Source organism: Streptomyces sp. NPDC045778 (genome assembly GCF_056431945.1).
In genome coordinates this window covers 1-18,408 of sequence record NZ_JBWKJZ010000002.1, presented here as the reverse complement: position 1 = coordinate 18,408, position 18,408 = coordinate 1, and the positions used below count along the sequence as shown (strand labels likewise).

The window sequence follows — 18,408 nt, the reverse complement described above, 5'->3', positions numbered from 1 at the left end:
TCGGGTCAGCGCAGCGCGGCGAGCACCCGGCGGGCCACCTCGCGGCCGATGGGGAGCGACGCGGTGGCCGCGGGCGAGGGCGCGTTCAGCACGTGCACGGCGTGCGCCCCCTCCCGGATCAGGAAGTCGTCGACGAGCGTGCCGTCCCGCAGGACGGCCTGTGCCCGCACCCCCGCGGCCGCGGGCACCAGGTCCTCGGCCCGCACACCGGGCAGCAGCCGCCGCACGGCCTGGGTGAACGCCTCCTTGGACAGCGAGCGGCGCAGCTCCCCCGCCCCGTACCGCCAGTGGTGGCGGGCGATCTGCCAGGAGCCCGGCCAGGCGAGCGTCGCGGCCAGCTCGCGGGGGCGCACCACCGACCAGTCGTACCCCTCGCGGGCCAGGGCTGGCACCGCGTTCGGCCCGACGTGGACGCCGCCGTCGACGCCGCGGGTGAGGTGCACGCCGAGGAACGGGAAGGCCGGGTCGGGCACGGGATACACGAGCCCGCGCACCAGGCCGGGCCGCGCGAGGGTGAAGTACTCCCCCCGGAAGGGCACGATCCGCATGTCGGGCTCGTCGCCGGTCAGGCGGGCTATCCGGTCGCAGTGCAGCCCCGCGCAGTTGACCAGGACCTTGGCGCGCACGACGTCGCCGCGCGCGGTGCGCACGACGTCGCCGCGCGCGGTGCGCACGGCGACGCCGCGGCCGGGGCGGCGGTCGACGCGGACGACCTCCGCGCCGTACCGCACGTCGGCGCCCGAGGCGCGGGCGAGCTGCTCGGCGACCGCGCCGTAGTCGCAGATGCCGGTGGAGCCGACGTGGATGGCGGCGATGCCGCTCACGTCCGGTTCGTACTCCGCGATCTGGGCGGGGCCCAGCTCGCGGACCGGGATGCCGTTCTCCCGGCCGCGCTGGACGAGGGCGTGCAGGCGGGGCAGCTCGGCGCGGTCGGTGGCGACGATGAGCTTGCCGGTGACCTCGTGGGCGATGCCGTACTCGGCGCAGAACTTGACCATCTCGGCGGCGCCCCGCACGGCGAAGCGGGCCTTCAGGGAGCCGGGGCGGTAGTAGATCCCGCTGTGGATCACGCCGCTGTTCCGCCCGGTCTGGTGCCGGGCGGGGCCCGCCTCCTTCTCCAGGACGGTCACCCGGGTGCCGGGCGCGGCACGGGTGAGCGCGTGGGCGACCGAGAGCCCGACGATCCCGCCCCCCACGACGAGCACGTCACAGTCATACGCCACGGCACCCCGACCCATCGCTCTGCACCTCCCACCCCGATAGTGCCCTGCACCACTGACAACGCCGCTAAACGTGGTCCCGGGCGCCCGGGAGGCGGAAGGCTCGTGGCGCCGCTCACGCCGGGGCGACGAGCAGGGGCCGTGCCCGCTCCCTCAGCTCCACCACGCGCGGTTCGTCGCTGTAGGGCTCCAGGCGGTGCAGCAGGTCCTTCACATACTCCGTGGTGCGTGCGGAGGAGATGCGTCCGGCGACCTCCACCGCCCGTACGCCCTGCTCGCAGGCCGCGTCCAGGTTCCCGGACTCCAGCTCGGCGACGGCGGAGACGACGAGCCGCAGGCCGTGTGAGCGGACGAATTCCTCGGTGGGCCGGGACAGGGCCTGCTCCGTGAAGCGCCTCACCTGGCGGGGGGCCTTCAGGTCGCGATAGCACTCGGCGGCGTCCGCGGCGAAGCGGTCGTAGCCGTAGAAGCCGAGCCAGGAGGGGTCGTGGTCGCCGTCGCGGGCCCGCTCCAGCCAGCCCTCGGCGGCCCGCAGGGCGGCGCCCGCGGCCTGGGCGTCATGGGCGCGCGCGTGCGCGCGTGCCTCGACGAGCCGGAAGAAGCTCATGGTCCGGGCGGTCGCGAGGCTCCTGTTGCGCTCCAGGGCGGCCTGGGCGAGGTCGACGCCCTCGTCGCCGAAGCCCCGGTAGGTCGCCTGGAGGGACATCGACGCCAGGACGTACCCCCCGAGGGGCACGTCGGCGGCCGCGCGCGCCAGGCGGAGGGCCTGGATGTAGTACCGCTGGGCGGCCTCCTGCTGGCCGGTGTCGAAGGCCATCCAGCCGGCGAGCCGGGTCAGCTCGGCGGTCGCGCCGAACAGGGCGCGGCCCACCTCGTCCGAGTACGAGCCGAGGAGCAGCGGCGCCGCCTCGACGCGCAGACACTCCGGGACCATCGAGGAGCGCCAGTCGCCGCCGCCGTACTTGGAGTCCCACCGGCGGGCGTCCTCGGCGGCCTCGCGCAGCTTCAGGACGTCGCTGTGGCCGACCTTCATCGGGGCGCCGCCCTCGTCGGCCTTGGCGACGTCACGCGGGCCCTCGCGGCTGACGTCGCGGGCGACGGAGCTGTCGGCCGGGGTGATGAGCCAGCGGGACGCGGGCGTGGCGTACGCGCTGACGGCGAAGGAGCCGGCCAGGGACTGCCAGATGCCGCCGCCGCCCGCGCGGCGGCCCGCGAGGTCGAGGCGGTACAGCTCGGTCGCCGACTTGACCGCGGCGCCGACGTCGCGCGGGAAGGCGAGGCCCACTTCGGGCGCAGGGTCCGCGTCGGCCAGGCCGATCTCGTGCAGTGGCACGGGGCGGCCGAGCTTCTGGCCGATGGCGGCGGCGATGAGGTGCGGCGCGGCGCCCTGCGGCACCATGCCCTTGGACACCCACCGGGCCACCGACGTCTTGTCGTACCTGAGCGTCAACCCGCGTTGAGCACCGAGGTCGTTGACCCTGCGGGCGAGTCCCGCGTTGCTGATTCCCGCGAGGGCGAGAACGGTGCCGAGCTTTTCGTTCGGCCCGCGTTGCTCCCTGGACATGCGCCACCCCTCGGACACAGACGGCTGCCGGGCAGTGGCGTGACCGCCCGGCATTCGTGCTGCCTTCCCCCCGGGGGCGGCTACCGGGGGGCCTCGGTGTGTACGGCGTGTCGCGCGCCGTTTCCCGATCCCCGGCCGCAAGAGCACGTGGCCGAGCCCCCAGGTATATGCCTCCGCGAAAACAACAGCACACCCAGCGTAGTTCGGCGAATCCCAAGCGTTAAGAGGCGTAGTTCCGTATGGCGAGATTGTTGTCCGTACGGGCGTGCGGGGCCGTCGGAGCGTGCTCCGGGTGTGTGGCCGTGCGCCCGTGCGTGCGCTCTTCTACGGCCACCGGGAGGGCGTTTCCATGGATGACGCGTGGGTCGGCCCGCTGCGCTGGAGTCAGCGGGCTGGGGGACACCGCCGCCTCCATCCCCGCGGGCGGCGGACCGGTCCGGGAGGCGAACACCGCCTCCCGGGCTGTGCGTTGGCCGGCACGGCCCTGGGGGGCGTGTTCGGCCACGGCTGAATTGGCCGAAAATCGCCCCTGCCTGCCCGCTCTCCGGCCGCCCCACGTCCCGGTGTTGACGTCGTTGCGCCATCAACCATAGATCGTCCGGGGCGTGTTCGCGCCGCTCCGAGCGCCGTCGTAGACCCTCTCGCGCGCCTCCTTCGTGGCAGCATGGGTCTCCAGCCCCCGGTTCCAGGGGTGCGCTGGTTTGTCCACAGGCTGTGGAGGCGACGATGCGGTGGTTGGTGGGGTGGAGCAGTACCACCGCGAGGCCCTCGGCCGCTCTCGGCACGGCGGGCGCCTCCGGGGACGACGGCGAGACCGTCCACCCGGTGGGCTCCCAACTCCTGTGGGGCGACCCCGACCCCCTGTGGGCGGTCGGCGACTGGCGCCCCGACGAGGTGCGCACCGTCAAGGCCGACGACGAGACCCACATCGCCGTGCTCGGCACCTGCGGGGCGAGCGACGAGGAGCTGCGCGTCAGCCTGTTCGCCGCCCGTGGCGGCGCGCTGCGGCACCTGACCGCCTGGCCGGGCAGCTACACCGCGGTCGTCCGGGTCGGCCGCCGCGTGACGGTCGCGGGCGACCTGGCGGGCGCCCGGCCCGTCTTCCACACCCCCTGGGCGGGCGGCACGGCGTACGCGACCGCGGCCCTGCCGCTGGCCGACCTCATCGAGGCCGACCTGGACGTCGGCCACCTCGCGGCGCTGCTCGCCGCCCCCGACGTCCCGGAGGCGCTGCACGACTCGACCCCGTACCAGGGCGTGCGGCGCGTGCCCCCGGGGCATGCCCTGATCCTCCGCGCGGGCGCGCGCGAAGTCGCCGGGTACGAACCCGTCGCGTCCCTCGCCGTCGCGTCTCCGCCGACCGACGAGGCCAGCGCGGTGGACGGCGTCCGCGACGCCCTCGTCGAAGCCGTACGCGCGCGCCTGCGGGCCCCGCGCCACGTCCCCGGCACCGACATCGACCCCGGGCCCGTCCCCGGCATGGGCCCCGCCGAGCGGCGCGCGGCCCGCGGCATGCCGGTGCCCGGCATCGGCGCCGACCTCTCCGGCGGCCCCGCGTCCAGCACCCTCGCCCTGCTCGCGGCGGGCCTGCCCGGAATGCCGGGCACGGTCCTCGGCCACGGCACGGGCGCGGGCGAGCGGCTCCTCGCCGTCACCTTCAACGACCTGGCCACGGGCGGCCGCGAGGCCGAACTGGAGCGCGCCGGCACCATCGCGGCCAACCCCCGCCTCCACCACGTCGTCGTCACCGGGGGCGAGGAGACCCTCCCGTACGCCGACCTGGAAGGCCCCCTCACGGACGAGCCGAGCGGCGTGCTCGTCGCCGCCCAGCGCCACCGCGCCCGCCTCGCGTCCGGCAGCGCGGACCACTTCACCGGCTACGGCGCCCGGCAGGTGCTCGACGCCCATCCGGCGCGCCTGGCCGACCTCCTGATGGACCGCAAGCGCCGCCACCTGGTGCGGCCGGTGACCGCCCTCGCCAAGGCCGAGGGCTCCGTCATGGTCCCCGCGCGCGTGTACGGCGCCGCGCGCCGCCTCGCCCGTACGACACACCGCGCGGGCGTCGAGACCCTCGCCGACCGTCTGCTGCGCCGCCGCTTCGAGGAGCCGGGCGGCGCCGTCGGGGCCTCGCTCGCCGCCCTCGCGTGGGCCAGACCGGGGCCGGCCGCGCGCTGGCTGACCGGGGAGGCCCTCGCAGAAGTATCGGTTCGCCTTCAGGAGACGACGACCCGCCCCGGGCCGGGCCCGGGGCAGCGCCCCGGAGAGTTCCGCGCGCGGGCGGCCCTCTTCCGGCACGCGGCCGACCTGCGCGTCCTGGAGCAGGCCGCGGAGGTCCGCTTCCAGCGCCTGCACGCGCCGTTCCTGGACAACCAGGTCGTGCGCGCCTGCCGGGCGCTCCCGGAGTCCGTACGGGTACGTCCCGGGGCGCGCGCCCAGATCCTGCGCACGGTCCTCGAAGGCGCGGGCGTCAGCGAACTCCCGCCCGGCTGGGGCGCGCCGTCCCACGCGTCGAACGCGGCGGCGGCCCGCACCGGCCTCCGCACGGCGGTGGACGGCCTGATCGCCCTCTTCGACACGCCCCTTCTCGCGCAGGCCGGCCTCGTCGAGGCCCGCGTCGTCCGCAAGGCCCTGCGCGCGGCCGCCGAGGGCGAACGGGTGCCGCTCGACGGCCTGGCCGAGCTGGTCGCCACCGAGGTGTGGCTGCGCCGGCTGCTGTCCCGCCGTGGCACCTGCTGGACCGGCACGCCCGCCCGCCAGCGAGCCGTCCCGTCCGGGACGGTGGTGCCGCAACAGGGCACCCTGGGGGCGGCCAGGACGCCGCACTCGCTGCCGCACTGAATCTTTCAGCCTGTCCGGCGTTTGAGGACGAGGCGCGCAGCGCCGATGAAGCGGGGGTACGGGGGCGGCAGCCCCCGGTTCGGGAAGAGGCGGGCCTGGGGCGCCCCGCGAGGGCACACGGAAACGCGGCGGCACCACCCGCCCCCGACGAGCCAGAATGGCCTCGTGCGGTATCGAGTCCTGGGCGCCACGGAGGCGTACGACGATCAGGGAGCCCCCGTCCCGGTGGGCGGCCCCCGCCTGCGCGCGCTCCTCGCGGCCCTGGCCGCCCACGCGGGCCGCACCACCTCCGTGGACACCCTCATCGACGACATCTGGGCGGACACCCCGCCCGCGGACGCCCCGGCCGCGCTCCAGGCCCTCGTGGGCCGCCTCCGCAGAGCCCTCGGCAAGGAAGCCATCGCCTCGGAGCCCGGCGGCTACCGCCTCACCGCCGCCCCCGACGACGTCGACCTCCACCGCTTCGAACGCCTGGCCCGGGAGGGCACCGCCGCCCTGGACCGGGGCGAGCCCGAAGCCGCCGCCCGCACCCTGCGCGAGGCCCTCGCCCTGTGGCACGGGCCCGCGCTCGCCGACCTGCCCGACCGCACGGCCGCCACCCGCCCGGAGGCCCGCCGCGCGGAGGCCACCCGCGCGCGCGTCGAGGCGGACCTGCTGCTCGGCCGGGCCGCGGACGTCGTACCGGAGTTGCGGGAGCTGACCGCCACCCAGCCGTACGACGAGGCGCTGCACGCCCTGCTGATCCGGGCGCTGCGCGACGCGGGCCGGGGCGCGGACGCGCTCGCCGCGTACGAGCACGCCCGCCGCACCCTCGCCGAGGGGCTCGGCACCGACCCCGGACCCGAACTCCGGGCGCTGCACGCGGGCTTGCTGGCGGGGCCGTCGGCGGATCCGGCGGTGGATCCGGCGGGGGAGCCCTCGCGGGAGGGCCGCGCCGCGCGGGGGAACGGTTCGCGGGCGGATCATGGCATTCGGGCACGGCCCGGTCGCCAGACGCGGAAGGGGAACATCCGCCCCCGCTTGACCTCTTTCGTCGGCCGGGAACCCGAACTCGCCGCCATCCGTTCGGACATGCGGAGAGCCCGACTGGTCACCCTCACCGGACCGGGCGGCTCCGGCAAGACCCGTCTCGCTGTGGAGGCCGCCGCCGGGCACCCCAGCGCCTGGCTGGCCGAGCTGGCCCCGCTCGACCGGCCCGAGGCGGTCCCCGGTGCCGTCGTCAGCGCGCTCGACCTGCGCGAGACCGTGCTGATCACGAGCGAGCTGACCGCTCCGCAGGACGACCCCGTCGCCCTGCTCGTCGAGTACTGCGCCCCGCGCAGCCAGCTCCTGCTCCTTGACAACTGCGAGCACGTCATCGGCGCCGCCGCCGAACTCGCCGAGACCCTCCTCACCCACTGCCCGGGTCTCACCATCGTCGCGACCAGCCGTGAACCGCTGGGCGTGCCGGGCGAGGCCGTGCGCCCCGTGGAGCCGCTGCCGCCCGACCCGGCCCACCGCCTGTTCGCCGAGCGGGCCGCGGCCGTGCACCCCGGCTTCGACGCCACCGCGGACGCCGCCGCGGTCGACGAGATCTGCCGCCGCCTCGACGGCCTGCCCCTGGCCATCGAGCTGGCCGCCGCCCGCCTCCGGCTGCTCACGCCCCGGCAGATCGCCGACCGCCTCGACGACCGCTTCCGCCTGCTCACCAGCGGCTCCCGCACGGCCCTGCCCCGCCAGCAGACCCTGCGGGCGGTCGTCGACTGGTCCTGGGACCTCCTGGACGACGCCGAGCGCACGGTCCTGCGCGAGGTGTCCGTCTTCGCGGGCGGCTGGGACCTGGAAGCCGCCGAGGCCGTGTGCACGGGCCCCGCCGCCGACCTCATCGGCGCCCTCGTCGACAAGTCCCTCGTCGTCGCGGCCCCCGGCCCCGGCCCCGACGGCCCGGACATGCGCTACCGCCTCCTTGAGACCATCCACGAGTACGCGACCGAGCGCGCCGCCGAGACCCCCGCCGTGCGCGCCGCCGCCGAGGACCGCCACGGGGCGTACATGCGCGCGCTGGTCGAGCGCGCCGAGCCCCTGCTGCGCTCCGCCGAGCAACTGCCCTGGATCCGCCGCCTGGAGACGGAGCTGGACAACATCCGCGCGGCCCTGCACCGCGCCGTCGAGCAGCGCGACGAGGAGCGGGCCACCGCCCTCGCCCTCGGCATGGGCTGGTTCTGGTGGCTGCGCAACTACCAGACGGAGGGCTCGGACTGGATCGGCCGCGTCCTGGGCAGCATCAGGCGCCCCGAGGGCCCGGAGCCGACGGAGCCCACGGCGGGTGGCACCTCGCCGTCCGCCGCCGCCTCCGCGTCCCCGCTCGCCCCTGGTTTCGCCGGTTTCGACGCCGACCTCGCCGACGAGGACCACCCGCTGTTCTGGTCCCGGATGGGCCTGCGGATGCTGCACCTGTTCCTGACGGTGGAGGTGCGGCCCGCGGACGTGCGCGCCGACGACCGTGCCAAGCGGTACACCCGCCGCGTCCGGGACACGCTGTGCCGGCCCGTGCCCGCGAGCGGCCGCTTCCCGGGGCTGCTCTGGCCGTTCACGATGTACTTCCTCGACCAGCCGCACGACGTGATGCCGTCCCTGGACACCGCGGTCGCCAACTGCCGCCGCTTCGGCGGCGACTGGGAGGTCGCGGTCACCCTGATGTTCCGGGTGCACACCGTCATCGACCGGCCCGGCCTGCTCGCCGGAGTCGACGAGGACCTGAGGGAGCTGCGCACGCTGAGCAGGCGCGTGGGCGACCGCTGGCTGCGCGCGCAGGTGAACAGCGCGGCGGGGGAGGCGGCGATGGCCCGCGCCCACCACGCGGACGCGCGCCGGGCGTACGAGGAGGCACTGCACCTCGCGTACGAGGTCGGGGCGCACGCCGAGACCACGTTCCTGCTCGCCCGCCTCGCCGAGATCGCCTACCGTGAGGGCAACCGCGAACTGGCCGTCAAGGGCCTGGACGAGGCGAGCGCCGAGGCCGACCGGTTCGCGGTCTCGGACGCCCGCGCCTTCGTCTGCCTGATGCGCGCCTCCCTGGCGATCGACGACGGCGACGTGGCGCTGGCCCGGTCCCTGTGCGCCGCGGCCCGCGAGGAAGCGGAGCGTGGCACGCTGCCCCCGCAGTTCGGAGCGGGCCTCGGCAATGTGGAGGCCCGGGTCACCGCCGCCGAGTCGGGCCCCGAGGCCGGGCTCGCCGTGCTCGTCGCCGTGCTGCGCGAGGCCTTGCACCACCACTGCTCGGAGCCCGTCACGGCGGGTCTCGTGGACTCGGGTGCCGTGCTGTTCCTGCGGCTCGGTGAGCACGCCCGCGCGGCCCGCCTGCTGGCCCGCGCCACGCGCTGGCGCGGCGGCCACGAGCGCCCGATGCCGGAGCGCGCCATGGCCGAGCGCGTCGAGGCCGAGGCCCGCGAGGCCCTGGGGCCGCAGGCCTACGACCGGGAGCGGGCGGCGGGCGCCGCGCTCACCGTCGACGAACTCCTGGTGGAACTCGCCCCGCCGCGCTGACCGGCGCCCCGCCGCACTGACCGGCGCCCCGCCGCGCTGCCCGGGCGCCCCGGCCCCGGGCGCCGGCGCTCTCGTGCCGCCGGAGGCCTCAGGTGCAGCGCAGGCGGGACTGCGCCCAGTCCGCGAGGGCCACCGAGTCGAAGTCCGTGTGCGGCTCGACGACCAGGCGGATCGTCTTGCGTCCGGTCAGGTCGACGCGCACGGGCACGGCCGGGTCCCCGCCCGCGACCAGCTGCGACCGCCACAGTCGCGCCCCGTCGGCGTACACGGAGAACCGCACCTTGCCGAGCCGCATCGTCATGTCGTCGACCCCGACGAGCGCCTCGTACGAGGTGCACTTGCGGTTCAGGTCGATGGTCACGGAGGAGTTGCCGTGCACGGTCACGCCGTGGCCGTACCGCTTGTCGGCGATGGACATGCCCCAGCGCTGCCACACCCAGCTGCTCTCGCCCAGCCGCATCTCCGGCTTGGTGCCGTCGCCGGTGAGGCCGTACTCCAGCTCGTTCCACTGGTAGACGACCGGCGCGGGGGGCGGCGTCGGCGTCGGCGTGGGGGTCGGCGTGGGCCGGGGCGGGGCCGGCCTCGGCGGCGGTGGCGGCTTCGGCTTGGGCTTCTGCGGCGGTGGCTTCGGCTTCGGCGTCGGCTTGGGAGCGGGCTTCGGCGGCGGCTTCGGCGCGGGCTCGGCCTTCGCCGGGGGCGTGGGCTTCGGCGCGGGCACGGGAGGCGGTGGCGGCTCCGGCTTCGGCAGCGGCTTGGAGGGCGGCGGATTGCGCGGGATCACGGGCGGCACCGCGGATGCGGTCGGCTTCGGCCTGGCCTCCGGCGGTTCGTCCTTGCCCGGGCCGCCGGCGAGCGCGACCGCCACGGCCACGCCGACCGCGACCACACCCGCCACGATCCCGACCTTCGCCGGGGTGCCGAGCCCCTCGGCGGCCGCGCCGCCGGACGCCCCGGCACCGCCCGAGCCGCTGCCCGCGGCCGCGCCCGCGGCACCCGCCGCGCCCGCGCCCGCGGCGCCGCCCCCGACGAGGGCGGCCACCTTGCCGTACCCGGCGGCACCGAACCAGCCGATGACGGCCACCGGCACGACGGCGGGGATGCCGCTGGCGACTTCCTTGATCTGGCCCGCGGCGAGGCGGCAGTTGGCGCACTCCTCCAGGTGCTTGCGCAGGCCGCGCTCGGCGCGGGTGCGCAGCCCGCCACGGGCATAGGCGCCGAGCCGGTCGGCGTAGCGCGCGCACTCCTCGCTCTCGGTGAGCGTGGCGCTCACATGGGCCTGGAGATAGGCCTGCTTGAGACCTTCGCGGGCGCGGCTCGCGAGCACGCGCGTGCCGTTGGCGTCCAGGCCGAAGAGCGTGGCGACCTCGCTCGGCGACTCGTCCTCGACCTCCGTGTGCCAGAGCACCGCCTGCCAGCGCTCGGGCAGGCTGCGGAAGGCCTGCATGGCGAGCGACTGCTCCGCCTCGTGCATGGCCCGCACGTCCGCGCCCAGGTCCAGCGTCTCGTCGTCGGCCACCTCGGAGCCGCGGGCCGCCTGCGCGGCGAAGACCGCGAAGTCGTCGACGAGCTGCTCCCGCTTCGCCGACTTCGTCCATCCGGCCGCGACGCGCCGCACCGTGGTCAGCAGATAGGCGCGCACCGCGTGCTCGGGGCCCGAGCCGGACCGCACGGCCTGGAGCATCCGCGCGAAGACTTCGGCCGTGAGGTCGTCCGCGGTGTGGGCGTCCCGGCAGCAGGTGCGGGCATAGCGGCGCACCGCGTCGGCGTGCCTGCGGTACAGCTCCTCGTACGCGGAGTCCTCGCCCGCCCGCATCCGGGCGATCAGGTCGGCGTCGGGCGGCGAAACGTCTCCGCCACGGGCGCCGAACGCTCCGGCCTCCGTGCCCGGTGCGCCGGTCGAGCCGCCGCCGCGCTGGGGCGGCACGCTCGGCTCGGGCCCGGCCGCACCTGAACCAGCGGCACCGGCGGCGGCGCCGGGCGTGGAGCCGCTCGTGCTCCCGCCACCGCTGCCGCCGGGGCCGCCCTGGCTCGGAACCTGCCGGGAGGGCAACCCGCCCGACTCACCACCGGTGGAGCTGGGCTCGTCCCGCCCGTCAACACTCATCGAGGACAGCCCCCGCATGCACACTCAGACCCGGACACCGGGAAAGAGTGCCACACGGCCGCGCCCCGTCGAATAGGGACGACAAGCAACCACCCATCCGGGGCGAGTTACCGGAACCGAGCACTACCGTTCACCCATTCGGGGAACGCTCAACTCCTCGGGGTCCAGGAGGAGTTGAGCGCTCCAGGCCCTTGCGGGCCCGAACGGTTGTTCACGAAGGGCGCGACCGCAGCCCCTCGAGGAGGATGTCGAGGAGGCGGGACGAGGCCGCGGCCTGCTGCGCCGCGTCCGGCAGCGAAGGCGCCGCCGTCGCTATCACGAGCAGCACGTCGGACACGGTCACGTCCGCGCGCAGCTCACCCGCCGCCCGCGCCCGCTCCACGAGCCGCCCGACCACGTCGAGCAGCGCCGCGGCACCCGCGTCGTCGCTCTCCCGGGCCGGCGCGGGCCGCTGCTCCACGAGCCGCAGCTCCGGCGGGAGCGCGGAAGGCACCTGTCGCTGCTGCGGCACCCGGACCTCGGCGGCGTCCGCCACCCTGGCCCCGTCGACCGCCTCAGCGCCTCCTGCTCCCTCGGCCCCATCGGCCCCCTCGTCTACGCTCACGCGCAGCACCTGAGGCGGAAGCAGCCGCCCCGCGCCCGAGGCCACGGACGTCCGCAGGAAGCGCGAGAGCGCCGACCACGGTTCGTCCTCCTGCCCGAGTGCCGCGCGGGCCTGCTCGGTCAGCCGGGAGGTCTCCTCCTCGGCTATCCGTCGCACCAGTACGTCCTTGCTCGGGAAGCGGCGATAGACCGTGCCGACGCCGACGCGGGCCCGCCGTGCCACGTCCTCCATCGGCGCGCCGTACCCCAGCTCGCCGAAGACTTCGCGCGCCGCGCGCAGGACGTGCTCGAGATTCCGCTGCGCGTCCACGCGCAGCGGCGTCGTACGCGCTACGTCCCCCACTTCCCGTCCGTTTCCGCCCGAGGCGACGGCGGGTGCCGGCGCTGTCGCGGAAGTCCAGTGAGAGTCCTGAATGTGCATATGTGTTCCCCCGGTAATGACGTCTCCCCCCGGAGACACTCCCCGCCATTGATGACCGGCGTGTGAGGAGCGAGCTGCGCACGAATCCGGCAAACCGGACTCGACGAGCGCATCCCCCGACACCCCGACGTCACACGAACATAGTTGAGCCAGAGTCAATTCAGAAGGGGTGGGTTCCGCACGGGGTGCCCCCCGATCGGAGTACGCACCGGTTCCCACCCGATTGCACCCTGGTCCACCACCCTGCCACCACCCCCTGACCTGCGCACATTCCACCCGGTCTGCCAAGTGGAGCGGCTGCCGCCACCCGAGGGTTCCAGTCATACAAATTGCCGAGCCTGTGGACAAACACCGAAGCACGGGTGCGTCATGGGATGGTGACGGAACCTGTGCGCATTCTCGTTGTCGGCGGTGGATACGTCGGGATGTACACCGCGCTGCACCTCCAGCGGAAGCTCAAGCCGGAGCTGCGGCGGGGCGAGGCGGAGATCGTCGTGATCTCGCCCGATCCGTATATGACGTATCAGCCGTTCCTGCCCGAAGCCGCGGCCGGGTCGATCTCCCCGCGGCACGTCGTCGTCCCGCTGCGCCGCGTCCTCGACCAGTGCCGCGTGATCGTCGGCGAGGTCACGACGATCGACCACGCCAAGCGCACCGCCTCCTTCAAGACGCTCGCCACCGAGGAGGAGGGCACAGGACCCCTCGACCTCGCGTACGACGAGCTGGTGCTCGCCCCCGGCTCCATCTCGCGCACCCTGCCCGTGCCAGGACTCGCCGACTACGGCATCGGCTTCAAGACCGTCGAAGAGGCCATCGGGCTGCGCAACCACGTCATCGAACAGATGGACATCGCCTCGTCGACCCGCGACCCCGCCGTCCGCGACGCCGCCCTGACCTTCGTCTTCGTGGGCGGCGGCTACGCGGGCGTGGAGGCGCTCGGCGAACTGGAGGACATGGCGCGCTACGCCGCGCGGTACTACCACAACGTCAAGGCCGAGGACATGAAGTGGATCCTCGTCGAGGCATCCGGGCGCATCCTGCCCGAGGTCGGCGAGGAGATGGGCAAGTACACCGTCCGCGAGCTGCGCCGGCGCAACATCGACGTACGCCTGGAGACCCGGCTCGACTCCTGCGAGGACCGCGTCGCCGTCCTCAGCGACGGCGACCGCTTCCGCACCCGGACGGTCGTGTGGACCGCCGGGGTCAAGCCGCATCCGCTGCTCGCCGCCACCGACCTGCCGCTGACCGAGCGCGGGCGCCTGAAGTGCACCGCGGAACTGGCCGTCGACGGCGCCCCCCACGCGTGGGGGGCGGGCGACGCGGCCGCCGTCCCCGACGTCACCGCCGAACAGCCGGGCACGGAGTGCGCCCCCAACGCCCAGCACGCCGTGCGCCAGGCCAAGGTCCTCGGCGACAACATCGCCGCCGCGCTGCGCGAACAGCCCCTCCAGGAGTACCGGCACAAGTACGTGGGCTCCGTGGCCTCCCTGGGGCTGCACAAGGGCGTCGCACACGTCTACGGCCGCAAGCTGAAGGGCTACCCCGCCTGGTTCATGCACCGCGTCTACCACCTCAGCCGGGTGCCCACCGTCAACCGCAAGTCCCGCGTCCTCGCCGAATGGACGCTGTCCGGCCTGTTCAAACGCGAGATCGTCTCCCTGGGGTCACTGGAACACCCGCGCGCGGAGTTCGAACTCGCGGCCGGGGGCGAGCGCCCGAAGGAGTCCTGATGACCTTCGACAGGAACTCTCCGAGCAGGTCCGGCGTCTGACGGATGTCAGTCCGGTCGGCCAGACTGGACGTGTGACCATGAGCGGGCCCACAAGAGGGCACCTGAGAAGCAAGGGTCCGCTCCACGCCATGCTGTGTCTTCCCGGGAGGCGGTGCCGCACGCCGCACCGCCACCGGCCGAACGCCCGGCCGTACACCCCCGCCCGATCCAGAAGCGACACCACGAGGCCTACCGCAGTGAACTTCACGCGCTGGAGCGCCCGGCTCCCCGGAACACAGCGCCGCGCCGCGGCGCGCACCGAGACCGGCGGCTCCCCGGCACAGCGAGGCGACAGCTCCGTCCCCGCGGCCCGCGCCGAGCGCATCGCGGAGCAGCCCTCCCACGGCCCCGAGAACCCCGAGGGCGCCGTCGGCGGCGTCGGTGTCGATGGGATTCCCGCCCGCGAGGTCCTCGCCAGCATCCCCGCCCTCGTCGCGCTGGTGCACGGCCCCGACCACCGCATCGCGTACGTCAACGACGCGTACGCCACGGCGTTCGGCCCCCGCCCCACCGGCGCCCCCGCGCGCGAGGCGCTGCCCGAGCTGGAGGAGGTCGGGCTGCTCCCGCTGCTCGACCAGGTGCTGCGCAGCTCCAAGCCGCGCACGGTCAAGTCCCGCAAGGTCCCCGGCGGCCGGTCGTACACGTTCACGTGCACCCCCGTCTCGCTGCCCCTGGGAGGGCCCGCCGAGGGCGCCCAGGGCGGCGGGGTGCTCGTCTTCGCCGCCGACGTCACGGACCACGCCGACGCCGCCGAGCGGCTGCGCGCCAGCGAGCGCAGCCAGCGCGAGACCGCCGTCACGCTTCAGCGGTCACTGCTGCCCCAGGAGTTGGAGCAGCCCGACGACCTGCGCATCGCCGCCACGTACCAGCCCGGCGGCACCGAGGCCGCGGTCGGCGGGGACTGGTACGACGTGATCACGCTCGGCGGCGGCCGCACCGCCCTGGTCATCGGCGACGTCATGGGGCGCGGCGTGCGCGCGGCGGCCGTCATGGGCCAGCTCCGCACGGCCGTGCGCGCCTACGCCCGCCTCGACCTGCCGCCGCACGAGGTCCTCCAGCTCCTCGACGGCCTCGCCGCGGAGATCGACGCCAGCCAGATCGCCACGTGCGCGTACGCCGTCCACGATCCGAACGAGGGCAGCTTGTCGTACGCGTCGGCGGGCCACCTGCCGATCCTCGTCCGCGACGAGAACGGCACGATCCACCGCGCGGACGAGCCCACGGGCCCGCCCCTCGGCACCGGCGGCTGGCTGCACGCCTCCGGTTCCGTGCCGCTGGGCCCCGGCTCCACCGCCGTGCTGTACACGGACGGACTCGTGGAGCGCCGCAGCGAGGACATCGACGAGGGCGTCGCGTCCCTGGAGCGGGCCCTGGGCGGCGCCACGGGCACGCCCCAGGTGGTCTGCGACCGGCTGATCCGTGCCCTCGGGGTCACCGCCGACCACGACGACGACGTGGCGGTCCTGGTCCTCCAGCAGCCCGCCCGCACCGGCGCGGACGCGGAGCTGTTCCGCAACGCGGCCCTTGAGCTGCTCGGCGGCGTCGAAGCGGCCCCACGCGCGCGTGCCTTCGCCACCGGCGTCCTCGCCAGCTGGCGGTTCCCGCCGGAGCTGCTCGACCTGGGCGTCCTGGCGGCCAGCGAGCTGGTCGCGAACTCCCTGCAACACGGCACCCCGCCGATGCGCCTGCGCCTGCGCCGCACCGACCGCCGTCTGATCATCGAGGTCACCGACGGCGACGACCACCTGCCGAGGCGCCGCCGCGCCGAGCCCGCGGACGAGGCGGGACGCGGCATCGCGATCGTCGCCACGATCGCCTCGAACTGGGGCTCACGGCGTACGCCGGGCGGCGGCAAGGCCGTGTGGTGCGAATTCGCGCTGCCGCGCGCGTAGAGGCGTAAGGGGTCCATACGACTACGCGCGCGGGCGATGCCCACGCGCGCGTAGCTGACGATTTCTCCGACCGTCCTCTTAGAACTCTTAGGACTCTCAGGGAGTCCTAGGAGTGGGCGGTCACGGCTTCCGGGGCGCTCTGGGCGACGACCCGGCTCTTCTGGGCGTACGGGTGGTTCTGCGCCGGCGTGAGGTGCTTGCCGAGGCGCAGCGCGAGCACCGTGATGCCGAGCGAGAAGAGCAGGAACGTCACGACGTACGGAGCGTGCAGCGTGGCGCCCATGGGGCCGCCCACGGCCGGGCCGACCGCCAGGGCCAGCTGCTTGACCAGGGCGAAGGCCGAGTTGTAGCGGCCGACCATCGACTCGGGGGCCAGGTCGGCGACCAGCGGCGCCACGGTGGGCGCGAGCATGGTCTCGCCGATCCCGAAGAGCGCGTACGTCGAGATGAAGGCGGCGGTGGCCATGGCCTGGCTGCCGTGGCCGAGGCCCGCGTAGCCGGCGGCGATCCACGCGACGGCCCAGATGAGGCCCACGGCGGCGATCACCTGCGAGCGCTTGCGGCGCTCGACGAACCGCAGGACGGCGAACTGGGCGATGACGATCGCGCCGGTGTTGGCGGCGAGCGCGATGCCGAGCGTCGACGGCGAGATCCCCGCCGCCTCCACGCCGTACGCGGACAGGCCGGACTCGAACTGGCCGTAGCAGGCGAAGAACAGCACGAAGCCGAGGACGCACAGCTGGAGCATCACCGGGTTGCGGAAGACGTCCTTCATGCTGCCCCGGGCCTGCGGCGCGGCGTCCGCGATACGGGGCGAGCGGGGCAGGCGCGTGGTCAGCATGACGCCGACGAGTACCAGGAAGATCACGGTCTCGATGGCGAACAGCAGCGTGAAGTCGCTGGGCCGCTCGTGCTTGACGAGCTGGCCGCCGATGAGGCCGCCGACGCCGAGGCCCAGGTTCTGGAGGAAGAACTGCATGGCGAACGCGCGCGTGCGGGTGTCCGGCGTGGAGCACTCGACGATCATCGTGGCGAGCGCGGGCTGCATGACGGCCTGGCCCGCGCCGAGCGCGCCCGCCGACAGCAGGACCAGCGGGGCACTGCTGGCCAGGCCGAGGCTCAGGGCGCCGACGGCGGCGGTGAGCAGGGCGGCGACGAGGACGGGCAGCGGCCCGCGCCGGTCGATGGCGCGGCCCGAGAACGGCAGCACGATGAGCGCGGCCACCGCGAAGGCGGCGAGCACGAGGCCCGCCGTCACGGCGCCGAGGTCCCGGACCTGTGCCACGTACACGTACAGGAAGGGGACGGTAAAGCCGAGGCCGAACGCGCTCAGTGCGTTGCCCACGTGGATCCGGCGCATCGCGGCGCCCATCGCCATGGTCACTTTCACCTACCTTAGGAGTGAAGACTTCGAAGCTAAAGTTAGGATCTAAACAATACACATCGAAGGACTTCGACGCCAACCATGGGCGTGCCATACTGCGCCCATGGGTGACACCCCCGGCCCCACAGAGCCGACACTCGAAGAGCAGATCGCCGCGTACCAGCGCGAGTTCCAGGACCTCGATCCCCAGGTGGAGAAGATCGTCTCGGCCCTCGGCCGCCTCAACCGGCGGATGAACGTCGCCTACGGCCGCCAGACCGCGACCCTTGGCATCAGCAACGCCGAGTGGGAGGTCCTCAAGGCACTCGTCCTCTCCGGAGCGCCCTATCGGATGGGCCCCGGCGAGCTGGCCAAGCGCCTCGGCCTCACGCCGGCCGCCATGACCCACCGCATCGACCGCATGGTGAGCGAGGGCCTGGTCACCCGGGAGCGCGACGAGTCCAATCGCGTACGGGTGATCGTGGAGCTGACCGGCGAGGGCCGGGAGAAATGGCTGGAGGCGATGCGCCTGGCCACGGTCTTCGAGGAGGACCTCCTCCAGGACCTCACGGCGGCCGAGCGGGGCGTCCTGGGCGAGGTGCTCACCCGGCTGCTGCGGCGGGTGGAGCACGCCCAGCCGGACGCGGGCGGGCGCCTCAACGACCTCGACTGATGTTCACGGAGTCAGGGGTTGACAGTGCCCCACGGGGTCCGTAAGGTACTTCGAGTTGTCGCGGGGCCGTAACGGTTCTGCGACGGCACCTCTCGCCGCTTACGCGGCACTCAAACACCAGCACGATCTCCCCCCGGGACTGATTTCGGCATGTCTGAATTCAATTCCCAGGACGCGATTATGAATCGCCGGGAACATCCGCTAAAGTTTGAGACGTCGGAACGGCCCAACAGCCGCGAAGACAGCCCAAGTTGACTGGGAATCAGGCCCGAAAGGATCTGATAGAGTCGACACCGCCGGAAGGCCGAAAGGCCGGAAAGCACCGAGGAAATCGGAACGGACCGGGAAGCCGGAAAGAGTCTGATAGAGTCGGAAACACGAAATACCGAAGGGAAGCGCCCGGAGGAAAGCCCGAGAGGGTGAGTACAAAGGAA

10 protein-coding genes are annotated in these 18,408 nt (G+C 74.3%); 5 read left to right on the top strand and 5 right to left on the bottom strand.

Annotation, left to right across the window (positions count from 1 at the left end; all coding sequences use genetic code 11):
- Nucleotides 1–5: 5 nt before the first annotated feature.
- Nucleotides 6–1,238: an L-2-hydroxyglutarate oxidase gene (gene lhgO / locus AC07GB_RS02750; RefSeq protein WP_478841429.1), complete on the bottom strand. Its 1,233-nt coding sequence runs from the start codon at nt 1,236–1,238 to the stop codon at nt 6–8.
- A 97-nt stretch (nt 1,239–1,335) separates the two neighbouring features.
- A complete protein-coding gene (locus AC07GB_RS02745; RefSeq protein WP_478841428.1) occupies nt 1,336–2,784 on the bottom strand; it encodes an MFS transporter in 1,449 nt (482 codons plus the stop codon).
- Between the two features lie 726 nt (nt 2,785–3,510).
- Here AC07GB_RS02745 and AC07GB_RS02740 point away from each other — a divergent pair.
- A complete protein-coding gene (locus AC07GB_RS02740) occupies nt 3,511–5,622 on the top strand; it encodes an asparagine synthase-related protein (protein WP_478841427.1) in 2,112 nt (703 codons plus the stop codon).
- Nucleotides 5,623–5,787: 165 nt separating this feature from the next.
- Nucleotides 5,788–9,147, top strand: a complete 3,360-nt coding sequence (locus AC07GB_RS02735; protein ID WP_478841426.1) for an AfsR/SARP family transcriptional regulator — start codon at nt 5,788–5,790, stop codon at nt 9,145–9,147.
- A gap of 88 nt (nt 9,148–9,235) precedes the next feature.
- Here AC07GB_RS02735 and AC07GB_RS02730 read toward each other — a convergent pair whose 3' ends face one another.
- Together AC07GB_RS02730 and AC07GB_RS02725 are read right to left on the bottom strand one after the other, a co-directional pair.
- Complete coding sequence (locus tag AC07GB_RS02730) at nt 9,236–11,251, bottom strand: sigma-70 family RNA polymerase sigma factor (RefSeq protein ID WP_478841425.1); 2,016 nt, start codon at nt 11,249–11,251, stop codon at nt 9,236–9,238.
- Between the two features lie 211 nt (nt 11,252–11,462).
- Nucleotides 11,463–12,275, bottom strand: a complete 813-nt coding sequence (locus AC07GB_RS02725) for a TetR/AcrR family transcriptional regulator (RefSeq protein ID WP_478841424.1) — start codon at nt 12,273–12,275, stop codon at nt 11,463–11,465.
- A 374-nt stretch (nt 12,276–12,649) separates the two neighbouring features.
- Between AC07GB_RS02725 and AC07GB_RS02720 the strand changes: the two genes are divergently transcribed.
- Nucleotides 12,650–14,005: an NAD(P)/FAD-dependent oxidoreductase gene (locus AC07GB_RS02720; RefSeq protein ID WP_478841423.1), complete on the top strand. Its 1,356-nt coding sequence runs from the start codon at nt 12,650–12,652 to the stop codon at nt 14,003–14,005.
- A gap of 238 nt (nt 14,006–14,243) precedes the next feature.
- The gene (locus AC07GB_RS02715) at nt 14,244–15,938 is read left to right on the top strand and encodes an ATP-binding SpoIIE family protein phosphatase (protein ID WP_478841422.1); all 1,695 of its coding nucleotides are present in this window, start codon (nt 14,244–14,246) and stop codon (nt 15,936–15,938) included.
- Between the two features lie 106 nt (nt 15,939–16,044).
- On the opposite strand, the gene AC07GB_RS02710 is transcribed toward AC07GB_RS02715, so the two are convergent.
- A complete protein-coding gene (locus AC07GB_RS02710; protein WP_478841750.1) occupies nt 16,045–17,310 on the bottom strand; it encodes an MFS transporter in 1,266 nt (421 codons plus the stop codon).
- A gap of 115 nt (nt 17,311–17,425) precedes the next feature.
- Between AC07GB_RS02710 and AC07GB_RS02705 the strand changes: the two genes are divergently transcribed.
- Complete coding sequence (locus AC07GB_RS02705) at nt 17,426–17,974, top strand: MarR family winged helix-turn-helix transcriptional regulator (protein WP_478841421.1); 549 nt, start codon at nt 17,426–17,428, stop codon at nt 17,972–17,974.
- Nucleotides 17,975–18,408 lie beyond the last annotated feature (434 nt).

Bases quoted from the DNA above. Each gene is read 5' to 3' on its own strand.
- AC07GB_RS02705 (WP_478841421.1), top strand. From the start codon at position 17,426: ATGGGTGACACCCCCGGCCCCACAGAGCCGACACTCGAAGAGCAGATC.
- lhgO (WP_478841429.1), bottom strand. From the start codon at position 1,238: ATGGGTCGGGGTGCCGTGGCGTATGACTGTGACGTGCTCGTCGTGGGG.
- AC07GB_RS02730 (WP_478841425.1), bottom strand. From the start codon at position 11,251: ATGAGTGTTGACGGGCGGGACGAGCCCAGCTCCACCGGTGGTGAGTCG.
- AC07GB_RS02740 (WP_478841427.1), top strand. From the start codon at position 3,511: ATGCGGTGGTTGGTGGGGTGGAGCAGTACCACCGCGAGGCCCTCGGCC.
- AC07GB_RS02745 (WP_478841428.1), bottom strand. From the start codon at position 2,784: ATGTCCAGGGAGCAACGCGGGCCGAACGAAAAGCTCGGCACCGTTCTC.
- AC07GB_RS02720 (WP_478841423.1), top strand. From the start codon at position 12,650: ATGGTGACGGAACCTGTGCGCATTCTCGTTGTCGGCGGTGGATACGTC.
- AC07GB_RS02725 (WP_478841424.1), bottom strand. From the start codon at position 12,275: ATGCACATTCAGGACTCTCACTGGACTTCCGCGACAGCGCCGGCACCC.
- AC07GB_RS02710 (WP_478841750.1), bottom strand. From the start codon at position 17,310: ATGGGCGCCGCGATGCGCCGGATCCACGTGGGCAACGCACTGAGCGCG.